Origin of the sequence: Moraxella sp. K02, assembly GCF_041154755.1 — a bacterium.
In the GTDB taxonomy this organism is placed as follows: domain Bacteria; phylum Pseudomonadota; class Gammaproteobacteria; order Pseudomonadales; family Moraxellaceae; genus Faucicola.
On sequence record NZ_AP031590.1, the window covers coordinates 2501029 to 2515657 of the forward strand.

Here is a 14629-nt window from a genome sequence, read left to right on the forward strand (position 1 = left end):
TTGCATTGCGATGAATACCAATTTTTTAGCCACGTTTTTGCAGTAAGGCATAATAAAATCCATCGCCATCGTTTTGATGAAGCGGCAAGCATTGATAACCGATGTCCCGTTTGATTTGGTTGGATAAATTAAGGCTAAAATCCACGATTTGCGCCGCTTTGTGTGTGGCTAAAAACGCTTGTAGTTGGTTTTCATTCTCTGCTTTTAACATCGAGCAGGTGATGTAGAGTAGATAGCCGTTATCAGCTAAATTATGCCAACAGTTGGCTAAAATATTGGCTTGTAACGCGGCAGTTTGCCCCACATCTTGTTCGGTGCGTAGCAGTGCGATATCAGGATGGCGGCGAATCACACCCGTTGCAGTACAAGGTGCGTCAAGCACTATCACATCAAATTGGGTATCTGCTTGAAACGTTGTGGCATCCTCACATACTAATTGTAAATTTTCTTGGTTTAACTGCAAACGCTCAAGGTTTTGGCTTACCCGTTGTAAACGTTTTTCATCGTTGTCCAAAGCGATTACATGCGCGATATTTTGATGTTTCACGTGAAACGTTTTTGACTGATCAAGCTCCAATAAATGCGCCAGTTTACCCCCGGGTGCAGTACAAGCATCTAGTACAGTCAAAGATTTATCCAAGGCGAGGCTTGCCAAAATATGTGCTGATAGCTGGGCATGTTTGTCTTGCACACTGATCCATCCTTCGGCAAATTTAGGCAAATCGGTGATTCTTAGAGAGTCAGTCAGTTGAATGGTTTGCACCTCGTCAAAGCCGATGAACACTAGGGCAAACCCGATGCCTTGTTGGGTTAATATATCGGCATAATCCTCTACACTACAAAATTTGCGATTGACGCGTAAGAATATGGGCGCAGGTTGGCGAAGCGCTTGTCCAAGCTCGACATAGTATTCACCCCAATCCTGTTTGAGCTGTTTGGCAAGCCAGTTAGGTAGACTGTGATTTTTCTCAATTTTTTTGGCAAATTTGGCAGGGTTTTTTTGCACCTTTCGCAGTATGGCATTGATAAGTCCAGCACCGTAACCTTTATCGAGTTGTTTGACTGCTTCGACCGTTTCACCAATTGCCGCGTAATCTGGCGTGTCCATATACAACAGTTGGTACAGTCCGATATTGAGTGCTGCCCATACGCCTTTGTCAGTGACTTCATGCTCAATCAAGCTTTCACCAATACGAGCGAGTGCCCACCATTGACGCAGTGTGCCAAGCAATAATTCATGGGCAAAGCCTTTGTCTTTTTCGCTCACTTGGTTGAGTAGTGGGTCAAGCAAGCTAGATAATGACTCACCTTGTTGGATACGCTCGAGGGTGGCGACAACTTTGGCGCGAGTGTTAAGCTGAGGATGTAATTGGGTCATGATGTGCCTAATTGGTTATGAGTGAAAAATATCACCATCGTTGAGTTTATCTCCATTGGCAATTTGCTCAGCGGTTAACGGCTTACCACCTGGCCACTGCATTTGGGTAATATTAATCAGATGTTGCACACCCTGATGTTGGTGGTTGGTCGCGTTTTTGCCACAGGCAACTAAAATTGCATTACGACCCACACTGACGACTTTACCTGCGGGTTCATGGGTTTGTTGGTCGAGTTTAATCGGTGCGGCTTTTATTATTTTGATACGGCTGTTGGGGTCTTTATGTTCATCAAGATAGGTAAAGGCATTTAACGCACGGATTTGACGCTGAATACTGATGGCATCATTTTGCCAGTTAATCTCACCGTCTGCCGTGGTGATTTTCTCGGCATAATTAGCCAAAGCGTCGTCTTGTTTTTGCGCGTTTTGTTGATAGTTTTCTAAATTAGACAGCACCGTCACAATGGCTTCACCGCCTAATTTGGCTAATTTATCATGCAATAGTTGGGTGGTATCTGTGTCAGTGATTGGGCATTCTATTTTATACAGCATATCGCCCGTATCGAGTCCCTGCGCCATTTGCATAATGGTAATGCCTGTAGTGTCGTCACCCGCTAAAATCGCACGCTGAATGGGCGCTGCACCGCGCCAGCGTGGCAATAATGAGCCATGAATATTGATACAGCCAAATTTTGGGGTATGCAGTACGCCAAGCGGTAAAATCAACCCATATGCCGCCACTATCATCACATCGGGTCGATAGTGTTTAAGTGTTTCACGTGAAACACTCCCATTGGCTGATTTTAAGCTAAAGCTTTCGGGTTGTTCCACCGCAATGTTATTTGCTAAGGCAAGTGCCTTCACGGGCGATGCGTTAATTTTTTGCCCACGACCAGATTTGCGGTCAGGTTGTGTATAGACTGCCACAATATCAATATTAAGGGCTTTTTGGTGACTGATGAGTGCTTGTAAGGCGACTTTCGCAAATTCGGGTGTACCAGCAAATACAACCCTAAGCGGGGTTTGAGACATGATAAATTTCGTCTTAAATACAATAAATTTCTGCTATTATAATATGAATTGGCACAATACTTAAATCTAGCATTGTGATGATGGGTTTTTTTCTTTTACCTTCATTGACCGTTTTCTTTATTGGGTATATCACGCTGTGTCAAACCAGTTTTCTCTCTACAATCGCCCAGCAGCTCGGCGACTCATCATAACCTTGGTGGCTATCGAGCTGATACTAATAGTGGCAGGTTATGGACTGCTTTGGCTTTATGCGTTGCAGCAGCAACAGCAGCTTGGTAAAAGCTACCTCTTTGAACTGGTTGATAAAATCAATCATAAAATTACCCACGGTGAGCACGATTGGAGTCAGGTTAATTTAAACCAATATGAAGTGATTGAAAATTATCAGTTGATTGTCTTTGAGCCGACGGGTGATACTACCGTTGTCAAAAACGACCATAACGATTTCTCTGACGCCTTACCGAATTGGACGCTATCTGCCAAACAAAGCAATAAAATATTTTATGATGCTCGTGGCTTTGAAGTTTGGCAGAATCTGGCAGCGGGCTACCGCTTATACGTTAAAGTACAATACTTCCCGCTTTGGAGTAATTTTGCCAACCCTATCTATTTGCTGCCGCTGCTACTAGCGCTTTGCCTATTTTTATATGTGATGATTCAGCTGCGAAAGAGTTACGAGGTTTGGTATAAATTTCTCGATTATGCCCAAAATTTGCAATTGCAAATTAGTGAAGGTTATCAGCCTGCCAAGCTTCATGAGTTTCGTAACCACCCTGAACCGCTCTATTTAGCTCAGCTTTTTAACCGATATGCTTATAAGATGGGGCAATATTATGATAAGGTTCGCGAGTTAACCTATCGACAAAATATTTTGATTGATACTTCACCAATTTTGCTATTCATCATGAGCAGAAATGGTCGGATTGTGTACTTTAACCATAAATTTTCGCAAGTGTTTTATACCCCGTTTCAACAGGGATCGATGTATATTCTCAGCGACTTTATCACCGGTGCCAATAAAACCACGCAGCAGCTACTCAGTTCGCTTGAGAATATTCAGACTCATGCGACTTTACCCGTGACCAATCTACAGCGAAATCTGTATTTTGATTTACGCATTACCCCGTATTATAACCGTTTTGGTCAACTACAAGGTTATAGCTGTGGCTTAGAAGATACCACCGCTTATCACGATAAGCTGCAAAAAGCGTGGGTCGAAGATAAATTTACTGCCGATAAATTAACCAGTTTTAATAAAATGTGGGCAGTAGTGGGACATGAATTGCGTACCCCACTCAGTGGTCTAGTCGGCATGATAGATTTACTTGCTGAAGATAAAGCGCAGTTTAATAGCGAGCAACAAGAAACTATCGCAACCTTGCAACAATCTAGCCAGACCATGATTCAACTGCTCAATGATATGCTGGATGTTGCCAAATTAGACGCAGGTAAGCTACAAACCAATGTCACGTCTATTGATCTCTTGAAACTACTACGCCAAACCACTGAGCTGATGCTTGGTAATGCCCGACGTCAAAAAATTAGTCTGTATATTTTTGTGGATCCCCTTACCCCCCGTTTTATTGATTGTGATGAAGGTAAATTACGCCAAATTATTTTAAACTTATTGACCAATGCGGTGAAATTCACCCGAGAGGGCTACGTGGCTATCACGGTTGATAAAACCGATAGCCATCACCCATTAATCAAGGCTAAAACCAGCCAAAATACCACTGTCAGCAAAGATTGGTTAAAAATATCAGTAAAAGATACGGGCTTAGGCATTACAGAAAAAGACCAACAAAAGTTATTTTCTTATTTTGGTCAAGCCAATGATTCCATTAGTCGGCAGTTTGGCGGTACAGGGCTTGGTTTAGCTATTTCAAATAGTTTTTCACATTTATTGGGCGGGTTTATTCATTTAAAAAGTCAATTTGGTCAAGGCAGTGAATTCCAATTATTTTTACCGATTCCAAAGTTTAGTCTGCAGTCTGCTTACCAATATAAAACTGGTAATTTAAGGGTAACACTGATTATGATCTCGCCATTTTCTATCTTTGAGCGAGCGAATAAAGTTTTAAATTATGTGGAATTATCGCACCATATCTTCACATCTATGGATGAAGCCGTTATCGATACGATTAATAATCTTGATTTACAAGGCTTGATGCCGGTCTTTGTGATTGATGATGTAGCACTCAAAGCCAATAACCATTTATTAGATCATATTCATTTTTATGCTGATGCGATTAAAATTATTTTAAGCATGGAATCACCTAAAACTTTGCCACCCGAATACCAATTACAATTTGATGGGTATTTGCAAAAACCTGCGTCTTTAAGCCACTTGATTGCGGAGGTAAATCATCTATATGAGTTAAGAATAAGAAAAGAAAAAACCAACACCCATCTCCCTGTACAACTGGCGTTTAAGCAATTTTTGCAGCAGTACCCTAATCTCTCTCATTCTAGCGTTAGTGTAGCATCCGCACCATCACCCGTTAATAACTATAATGTATTATTGGATACACCAATTCAATTGGTTGATGACGGGCAAACGAGTCTTGATAGCCCAACCAATGCCCATCACTCTAGTCAAAAATTGATACTAATAGCAGAAGACAATCCCGTTAACCAAAAAATTGCCAAAAAACATTTGGAAACCTTGGGTTATCGATATCTTGTAGCCGATGATGGCGAGCAAGCGGTTAAGTTACTTAGTGAAAATCGTCAGCAAATCGGACTTGTGTTGATGGACTGTCGTATGCCAATCTTAGATGGTATTGAAGCGACACGTATTATTCGTCTCAATAAAGATAGTGTACCGATTGTTGCCTTAACCGCCAACGATTCTGATGATGATAGAAATATCTGTTTAGAAGCAGGCATGGACAGTTTTTTAACCAAACCTATCAATAAGCAAAAACTCATCGAAGTGATTCATCATTATATGTTATAAAAAAAGACAGCCTTTAAGCTGTCCTTGGTTATTCATATCATTTATTTTTGGTTCAAAGTTTAGGTTGGGTTGCAAAACTAAAACTACGCGGTTGACTATACGTACCATCTGTATAAGACAACTGATAGCTCACTTGATAGGTGCTTGATGGCTGTAGCTCACGGTCAGGCATAAATACAATTTCATTGTCTTTTAATGAGCGATTTGGGTCATTGGCTGCCATTAATTTATGAATTACGCCTACAGATTGACCATTGATTGTCATGCTAATTGTCGCATCTTTGATAATTTTATCAAAAGGTGCTAACACATATACAGGTTGTCCAATCGGCTGGTCTTTTAAATTTCGGGTTGTACCAAATGGGTTCGGGGTTTCATCTGTGAGCTCATAGCCAGTAGTGACCCCATGACAAGGGAAATTTAATAGCTTGGTATTTTCTATATATTTTTGGCTGGAAGGTAATGCAGATACAATCTCTAATAGACTGGTATGATTAATTTCATTATTGGCGGTCCATTTGACTAATTGATAGCTTAATCCTACCTCAGTAAATTGCGGATAAACTAAAGTGCGCAGGTGATAAGGGGCAGCAAATAGATTATATAACATGGCTTCGACTGTGGCAGTGTCATTTACCGTATAACCACTATCCTTAGTGGAGAAGTTTGATAACGAAATATTCTCACCTTGCGCTTGATCATCGTAATGAGTACTAACAGCATTTTTACCCAAGGTAGAAGGATTTAGTCTAGTGGCTAAATCAATACCTGAATAATAGGGGTTGATAATCCCTGTATCTAATAAACCCGTTTCAGCTTGCTCTTCGTGACTTGCAAATGGCTGTTTATTTATTTCAGTTACCGATGCTATATAGCTAGCATGATTCATTGCTGTAAGGTTAAGATTTTGATTGGCTGTCAGACTACCAAAACCACACTGACTGCGATTTTCATTCAATAACTTTATCGCAGCCAATTCTACTGTGCTATTAGGAGTAGATGTAGGAATAGGGATTGGTGAAGTGGGTGATGACGGGGTTGATGAACTATCACTGTTACCGCTTTCCCCGCCGCCACCACAAGCGGTTAATGAAGTCGCTAACAGTGTTAAGATGATAGCACGGTTAAAAAAATTATTTGATAGTAGCGTGTCCATTTTAAACTCCCTTTAACCTTAACCTCATGTTTCAATATGTATCATTACAGATTGATTTGATTGAGTTATTGTTACACTTTTTTCGAGAAAAAAGAAGTTCAATCTTTCACCATACTCAAAATTTTTCGTCAATTGCTGACAAATTTATGCTTTGCGATTAGCAACTGGCTATTTGTTATTTTTAACTACCAATATCATTTGGCCACCAATATCCATTAATCGGCGACCTTTGTAGCCACTAAAGTAAGCGCATCGTGTTTACCGCCTAAAACTGCAAACTTGACGATTTTTGTTCAGCTAAAAGTTTAGCAGGGGGATATATCGGTGTTATTTGCTAAATCCATTTTGTTGTAGGAAATTTAAGGTAATGCCTTCATGGTTAGAATTTGACATGTTGTCGGGTGTTGACACAAGAAGCTTTTCTAAATATCTGGCTACCACATCTACCTCGATGTTGACTTTTGTTGCCACTTTCCAATGTCTGGCTATGTTGGTGACCTGCGCTGTATGCGGGATGATATTTAAACTAATCACATTACCTTCCACCAAATTACTGGTCAAGCTAATACCATCGACCGTTACAGAACCCTTGGTAGCGACATATTTGGTAAACTCGCTTGGAATCTCAATCTCTATGTAAATCGAGCGCGAATCATTTTTTATCAGTTTAACCGTACCCGTGGTATCAACATGACCGGTGACAATATGTCCACCAAATCGTGTGGTAGGCAACATAGCTTTTTCAAGGTTTAATACATCGCCAACTTGCCATTGTTGCATCGCTGTTTTATTCAGTGTTTCACGTGAAACATCAACAGCGTACCAGTCTTTACCTTGTTCTACAACAGTCAGACAAATCCCGTTACTTGCAATCGAGTCACCCAATTTGACATCAGCAAAGTCCAAATAGTCAGATTGAACCTTTAAGCGTACATCACCCTGTGTTGGCGTAATCGCAACGATTTTTCCAGTGGCTTCAATAATACCTGTGAACATTGTTTATCCTATTTATTTATGATATCAATGCATTTTAATGTACTTTTACAAGTATCACAAACATAAAATATTATTTAGAATAATTAAATTATAATTAGTGAGCAACTCTAATTCAAATCGAGCATCAAGTGTTCAAAAAATTAAAATGGTAGAGTAGCTTTTGGTGGATAAGTTACCATCGTAGACTACTTATCACCTTATTTATCTACTTATCCACTGATAATGAGTATAATAAATAATGGATATTTTGTAAGATGTTTCATGTGGAACAACGCTTATAGCCTAGTATTACAGTAGAATTTGACTCTAATCATTGTTTCATGTGAAACACTTATCCACAAAAGAAATATTAGTTTTAACGTAGTTATTAAATTTAGCTGATGATGTGGATAAGTTTTAAAAAGCAAGGAATATACCAGTTTGACTGGTTTTTCGTGCAAGATTTACCTAGCCGATTGTGTGGATTTACTTATCAAAGCGATAGGTTGTTTTAATATCAGCACCGATTGTTTGATGTGAAACTAGTGAAGCAATAATTTGTTGGTGCATATGCTGCGCCGTAAAGTTAATCATGGGCTTAGCACTGTTACCCAAAAAGCATGGCGCTTGATACACGACTAATTCATCTACCAAACTTTGTTGTAAGAAACTAGCAGCGACCGTTGCACCCGCTTCAACCAACACATCATTGATTTGGTAATTGTCTTTTAGACTGGTGAGTAGGGCGGTTAAGCTCATAGCTGCATCTTGGATAAGCAAAACGGGACGATGGGTGATTTGACTTTGATACCAGGCATCCGTCATTTGGATGCGCTGACGACGGTCAAGCACTACCAGTAACGGCTGTGGTATATCGTCTAAATTCACCCCTAATTGCTGACTACGGATATTTAGCGCAGGATGGTCTTGCAGGATGGTTTCGCTACCCGTGATAATCGCCCCTGCCTGCGCTCGTAAACGCTGTACATCCTCGCGTGATTGGTCACTTGTTATCCATTTTGACTCGCCATTTGCCATCGCGGTGCGTCCATCTAGACTTGTCGCTATCTTTAAGCGCACAAAAGGCAGGCCGCCACGCATGACTTTAAAAAACCCTTCATTCAATTGATAAGCCGCTTGCTCACAAATGCCAGTAATGACTTCGATACCCGCCTGCTGCAGTTTGGCAATACCGCCACCATCGACTTTAGGATTAGGATCGACAACAGCAATCACAACACGGCTGATACCCGCTTTGATTAGCGCATCCGCACAGGGCGGGGTACGTCCATGATGGCTACAAGGCTCAAGCGTGACATACGCTGTTGCGCCTTGCAATTGCTTCGCATCACGCTCATACGCTTGGCTAAGGGCAAACACTTCGGCGTGGGGTTGTCCTGCTTGATAGTGAAAACCTTCGCCGATGATTTGATTATCTTTGACAATGACGCAGCCGACATTAGGATTGGGACGGGTGGTGAAACGTCCTTTTTTAGCCAGCTCAATGGCGCGTGACATGTAGTATTGGTGCTGATAGCGCTCAGCGGATGATAAAGTTGCCATCATAATAAAACTTAGGGTTGTAGATGTTTGAGCTTGTGTGGGTGAGTCAAGTCTTCGATACGTTGATTAATTTCTTGTTTATTGGCGTCAGTGGTGAGGTTTGACACCATGTGTTTAAACGCTTCAATATCTTGAAAATCACGATATACGCTAGCAAATCGAACATAGGCGACATCGTCAATTTGGCCCAACTCTTTCATGACGATTTCACCTAAAATTTTACTGGGCACCTCACGCTCACCGAGCTGTCTGAGCTGTTTTTCAATGCGGCTAATCATGGCTTCAATGTTGTCGGTCGATATTGGACGTTTTTGTAACGGTAGCTGCACTGAGCGACGCAGTTTTTGTCCATCATACGGCTCGATACGACCATTGGATTTGATGATACGGGGCATTACTGCCTCAATGATTTCAAAGGTAGTAAATCGCTCTTGGCACACGGTACACTGACGACGACGGCGCACCTGCGCACCTTCTGCCGCGAGTCTTGAATCAATGACTTTGGTATCTTCAGCATTACAAAATGGACAGTGCATGCGATTTCCTAGCTAAGTTTAAACCTTTTAATTTATTTACCAATACAAAAACTGCCAAAAATCTTACCCAACAAATCATCAGCGGTAAATTCACCGGTGATTTCATTGAGGCTAATCTGTGCTTGGCGTAGGCTTTCCGCCACCAATTCACCGGCATGAAACAAATGCAGTTGTTCATCGGCTTCTTGCAGCGCCATTTGGGTACGGCGCAGCGCATCAAGATGGCGGGTTCGTGCAATCAAGCTGTTTTCAGGGGGATGAAAACCGACTTTATCACAGATTTGATTGACCAATTCCTCAAGCCCTGTACCATATTTACAAGACACATAGACGGGGTGATAAATCTGCTCTTGTGATGAAAATTGCTTGGGCAAATTTTGGTGATTGTCGGATAAATCAATTTTGTTGGCAATCATTAGTATCGAATTGGCATTGGGTAAACTACCAAATAATTCGCTTGCCAATCGTAATGGCTCATGCTCACGGTGCGCATCATACACCATAAGCAGTAAATCAGCTTGGGTGATGGCTTGTCGTGCTCGCTCAATGCCCGCCTGTTCCACGATATCATCGGTTTGGCGCAGCCCAGCGGTATCAGTCAAATTCAGCGTTAGACCGTTTAACACAATAGTTTCTTGCAAAATATCGCGGGTTGTCCCGGCAATATCGGTCACAATCGCACGCTCTTGTCCTGCTAAGCGATTGAGCAAGCTAGATTTACCCGCATTGGGTCGCCCGGCAATCACAACTGAGACACCATCTCGCAGCAGCTGCCCTTGTTTGGCAGTAGCTAACACATTGTTTAATTGCCCACAAACTTGGCGTAATTGATTGGCGATGTGTTCATCTGCCAAAAAATCAACCCCTTCTTCATCTGGGAAATCAATAGCGGCCTCAACATACAGCCGTAGCTGAATTAACTGCTCAAGCAGCGCATTAATTTTTTGTGAAAAATCACCGGTCAATGAGCGCATGGCACTTTTTGCGGCAGCCACACTGGTGGCATCAATGGCATCAGCAATCGCTTCTGCTTGTACCAAATCAAGCTTATCATTATCAAAAGCACGCGCCGAAAACTCACCGGCTACCGCCTGATTTGCACCCAATTCAAACACACGGGTCAAAAGCTGCTGCTGCAAAATCATACCACCGTGACCTTGCAACTCAATCACATCTTCACCTGTAAAAGAGTGGGGGGCAGGGAAATATAACACCAATCCCTCATCAATCACCGTATCATCCCTATCATAAAATCGGCAAAAATGGGCAAATCGCGGTTTGAAAGCTTGACGACCTGTTAACGCCAAGGCAATTTGGTAACTGTTTGGACCTGATAGGCGTATCACACCAACCCCGCCACGACCCATTGGTGTTGCAATGGCGGCAATGGTTGAAGTAAGCGCTTTCTGAGAGTTATTTAACATAGTTTTTTACAATCTAATATTTTGGGTAGCCAGCATTGACTTAATGCTGATATTTTAACATCCGCTCACTGATTACAACATGATTATTTTTTGCCAATAAAAAACCCTTTAAACAGTTGTTTAAAGGGCGGTTAACTTATTGATTGATGAATTTAAACCACGTTACGTGCTGCCTCTTTTGCTGCTTGCTCACGCTCAACTTTCTTATTGATAAAGTATTGCTGCGCCATACTAAACAAATTGTTGACTGTCCAATAAAGCACTAGACCTGCTGGGAAGAATAGCATAAACACGGTGAAAATAATCGGCATAAATTTCATCACACGGGCTTGCATAGGATCTTGTGGCTGTGGGTTTAGCATCTGCTGGAAAAACATCGCCGCGCCCATAATCAGTGGCAAGATAAACAATGGATCCATGGATGATAAGTCACGAATCCAACCAATCCAAGGGGCATGGCGTAATTGAACCGATTCAACTAGCACCCAATACAACGCCAAGAAAATCGGCATTTGCAGCAATACCGGTAAACAACCTGCCATTGGGTTAACTTTTTCTTCTTTGTAGATGCGCATCATCTCTTGTGACATACGCATACGGTCATCACCATATTCTTCTTTTAAGGCTTGCAATCGTGGTGCCACTGCACGCATTTTTGCCATGGAGTGATAGCTTTTATTGGCAATTGGCATTAACGCGATTTTAACCAATAAAGTAAGTACAATAATTGACCAACCCCAGTTGCCCAAGACTTTATGTACATTATCCAAAATCCAAAATAGCACTTTTGAAATCGGCCATAAAATACCGTAATCAACAGTTTTATCTAACCCCTCTGCCAAAGGTTTTAAGTTGGCTTGAATTTTTGGACCTGCATACAAGGCAGATGTTAACGTCACTTGCTTGTTGGGGGCAACTGACACAGGGTTACTGGTAAACCCGATGATGTGATCTTTGCCAGCTTCACGGCTATAAAAATTCGCTGTGTAATCCTTTGGCATCCAAGCGGTGACAAAATAGTGCTGTACCATGCCAATCCAGCCTTTATCACTGCTGGCTTTTAAACCCTCATTGAAATTACCAAACTTGAGTTTGTTGTAAGGCTGATCTGGTGTACCCCATGCGCCCCCTAGGTAAGTCGATAGGCTAATTGCGCCTTTGTCACCTTTACCCGGGTCTTCGCTATTATCACGTTTTAACTGCGCATACATTTGTCCTTGCCAAGGCTGCGTGCCGTTATTGGTGATGTTATAGCTGACGTTGATTGGATATTGACCTTTGGTAAACTTATAGGATTTGATGACGGTTACGCCATCTTTTTGATAAGTTAAAGGGACGACCAATTCGGCTTGGTTAGGCTGCATGACAAATTGGTTACTAGGTGCGGTAAAAGTCGCACGGCCATTGCTATTATCAATACCATTGGCGCCAATCAACCCTGACTGAGCCACATATACGCGATTACTATCTTCTTCAAGGAGTACAAATGGCTGTTTGCTATCTAATGTCTGGGTCTGCTCTCGAAGCGCGGCGTACACCACATCGCCACCGACTGGATTAATACGAATATCGTATTTATCCGTCGTCACGCTAATGAGCTGTGCGCCCGTTTGCTGGGTAGTGGGAGCGGCGGTTGATGTGGTTGCTGTTGCCGTGGGAATATCGCCCGTTGGCGTACTTGAAGCCCCCGCCACTGGCACATCATTACTACTGACGGCTGTGGTTGTTGGGGTTATCGCCACGGGTTTATTTACATTGGTATAATCATCCCGCCATGCCAGAATCAGCAAATAACCCGTAATCAACATTGCGATAATAATCAATGTCCGTAAAATTTTTTGCATATATAGCTATCCTATCTAATGATATTGCTTGAAATCACTAGTTGCTAATAAAGGAAAAACAATTAAAAAATAGAAGACATTCTACTAAAAAAAAGTTAAAAAAGATATTCTATAAATAGTTGACTCAATTACGCTATTTGAGACTGGCGATAAATTTTTATAATTTAATTAGCCACATCAATTAATGATAGTGGTAAGCATATACCAAAAAGTAAGACGGGCGTGTGTCAATATAATGATAGCGGTAGCGATATAATGGCTTAGGGACAAAATCAATCCCATGCCCACCCCAAGGATGACAGCGCGCGATACGCTTGGCTGTTAATAATCCACCCCGGTACCCCCCATGCAATCTTACCGCCTCTAAACCATAACTAGAGCACGTTGGATAAAACCGGCAACGAGGTGCCAACCATGGGCTAATCAAACGCTGATAAAATATAATCATACACAGTAAAAACTTTGCTAATAATTTATCCATGGATTAAAACCAGATTTTTTATCACCTTCATTTAAGTAGAGATATTACGAACTGCCCAAAAAATTAACTCCGCTTCAACTTTCTAATCTTATCGTTGATTAAGTTAAAGCTCATCGCTAATTGCTGCGTAATTGCTTCATTTGGCATATCCTCAGAAAACTGCTTGATAGTTAACAAAATATCAACTTGAGCATTAAGCTTGTGCTGATGCAACCGAAAATGCTCTCGCGTTAATCGCTTAATACGATTACGTTCATGGGCACGTTTAACCTTCTTTTTAGTGATCGCAAGACCCAACCGATTTACTGCAGCTTGTCTTTGGGTATCGGCTAAAACCACTTTGACAAAGAACAATAAATTAGGCTGATGAATTTTAAATATCACAACAGGCTGTGACTGACCTTCACCAGTTTTGGTATGACGACCCGACATCGCTTTAAAATCTTTAGGCGTTAGCAACCGCTGTGATTTATCAAATTTAAAAGGTTTGTCTGCCGTCATTAGGATAAGTCCAAATCAATCTCAAAGCACCATTAAAATAAAAGCTAAAGCTATAAAGATTTTATAAATAGGGTAAAAAATAGGCTGAAATAATAGAATAGGGGAGTATGCTAAGCACTAGTTACAAACGCACTTTTAGCATAACGATTAGTATAACAATAAAAAAAGCGATATAAGAAGTATATCGCTTTTTACTATAACCTGTTTTAATATCAACATTAAATCAAGTTAACAAAATAGATATTACACCGTTAAACGATGACGGCCTTTAGCACGACGACGAGCTAAAACTTGACGGCCATTTTTGGTAGCCATACGAGCACGGAAACCGTGAGTACGTTTACGTTTGATTACGCTTGGTTGGAAAGTGCGTTTCATGCGATTCACCTTGGCTAAATTTACGTGACATTTAACCGATAGCGGTTAAAATACAAAATTTCAAAACAGTTAATCTCGTATTATCCTCAATTTTAACCAATAGGTCAAGAATAACTAAGCTTAACGATTAATTTCTTTCTTAAAATTACTGCTACAGTTAATTATTTTGCTTATCTAAAATAACATTTTTGTGTGACAAATACAACGTGACAAAAAGTTATCCACAAAAAATTTTTTTATTATTATATATTAAATAAGTATTAATTATTATTATTAATCACCTGTATTTCAGTGGATATTTAATAGAATAATAATAAAAAACAATTATTTATGATGTTGATAAACCTGTATATAAATAGTTGATAGTTTGTTAGTAACTTCCAATTTTAACTTATCAACAAT

The 14629-nt window shown here is 40.9% G+C and carries 12 protein-coding genes; 1 reads left to right on the forward strand and 11 read right to left on the reverse strand.

The window, feature by feature from the left end:
- Window positions 1-25 precede the first annotated feature (25 nt).
- Window positions 26-1378 (reverse strand): 16S rRNA (cytosine(967)-C(5))-methyltransferase RsmB, encoded by a 1353-nt coding sequence (gene rsmB / locus ACAM39_RS11340; protein ID WP_369627751.1) that lies wholly within the window; start codon window positions 1376-1378, stop codon window positions 26-28.
- Window positions 1379-1393: 15 nt separating this feature from the next.
- Entirely contained in the window at window positions 1394-2410 is a 1017-nt protein-coding gene (fmt, locus tag ACAM39_RS11345) for a methionyl-tRNA formyltransferase (RefSeq protein WP_369627752.1), read from the reverse strand.
- A 136-nt stretch (window positions 2411-2546) separates the two neighbouring features.
- Between fmt and ACAM39_RS11350 the strand changes: the two genes are divergently transcribed.
- A complete protein-coding gene (locus tag ACAM39_RS11350; protein ID WP_314233330.1) occupies window positions 2547-5369 on the forward strand; it encodes a response regulator in 2823 nt (940 codons plus the stop codon).
- Window positions 5370-5421: 52 nt separating this feature from the next.
- Here ACAM39_RS11350 and ACAM39_RS11355 read toward each other — a convergent pair whose 3' ends face one another.
- The 9 genes from ACAM39_RS11355 to rpmH form a co-directional block, all read right to left on the reverse strand.
- Window positions 5422-6525 carry a CAP domain-containing protein gene (locus tag ACAM39_RS11355; protein WP_369627753.1) on the reverse strand — a complete coding sequence of 368 codons (1104 nt, stop codon included), beginning with the start codon at window positions 6523-6525 and terminating at the stop codon, window positions 5422-5424.
- Window positions 6526-6852: 327 nt separating this feature from the next.
- The gene (locus ACAM39_RS11360) at window positions 6853-7521 is read right to left on the reverse strand and encodes a riboflavin synthase (RefSeq protein WP_369627754.1); all 669 of its coding nucleotides are present in this window, start codon (window positions 7519-7521) and stop codon (window positions 6853-6855) included.
- Between the two features lie 465 nt (window positions 7522-7986).
- Window positions 7987-9063, reverse strand: coding sequence for a bifunctional diaminohydroxyphosphoribosylaminopyrimidine deaminase/5-amino-6-(5-phosphoribosylamino)uracil reductase RibD (ribD, locus tag ACAM39_RS11365; RefSeq protein WP_369628614.1), 1077 nt, complete (start codon window positions 9061-9063; stop codon window positions 7987-7989).
- 11 nt (window positions 9064-9074) lie between these two features.
- A complete protein-coding gene (gene nrdR / locus ACAM39_RS11370) occupies window positions 9075-9599 on the reverse strand; it encodes a transcriptional regulator NrdR (protein WP_128681004.1) in 525 nt (174 codons plus the stop codon).
- A 32-nt stretch (window positions 9600-9631) separates the two neighbouring features.
- Entirely contained in the window at window positions 9632-11023 is a 1392-nt protein-coding gene (gene mnmE / locus ACAM39_RS11375) for a tRNA uridine-5-carboxymethylaminomethyl(34) synthesis GTPase MnmE (protein ID WP_369627755.1), read from the reverse strand.
- Window positions 11024-11175: 152 nt separating this feature from the next.
- The gene (gene yidC, locus ACAM39_RS11380; RefSeq protein ID WP_369627756.1) at window positions 11176-12867 is read right to left on the reverse strand and encodes a membrane protein insertase YidC; all 1692 of its coding nucleotides are present in this window, start codon (window positions 12865-12867) and stop codon (window positions 11176-11178) included.
- Window positions 12868-13048: 181 nt separating this feature from the next.
- Window positions 13049-13348: a membrane protein insertion efficiency factor YidD gene (gene yidD / locus ACAM39_RS11385; protein WP_062333073.1), complete on the reverse strand. Its 300-nt coding sequence runs from the start codon at window positions 13346-13348 to the stop codon at window positions 13049-13051.
- 63 nt (window positions 13349-13411) lie between these two features.
- A complete protein-coding gene (rnpA, locus tag ACAM39_RS11390; protein ID WP_369627757.1) occupies window positions 13412-13849 on the reverse strand; it encodes a ribonuclease P protein component in 438 nt (145 codons plus the stop codon).
- Window positions 13850-14092: 243 nt separating this feature from the next.
- The gene (rpmH, locus tag ACAM39_RS11395) at window positions 14093-14227 is read right to left on the reverse strand and encodes a 50S ribosomal protein L34 (protein WP_050326012.1); all 135 of its coding nucleotides are present in this window, start codon (window positions 14225-14227) and stop codon (window positions 14093-14095) included.
- Window positions 14228-14629: the final 402 nt, after the last annotated feature.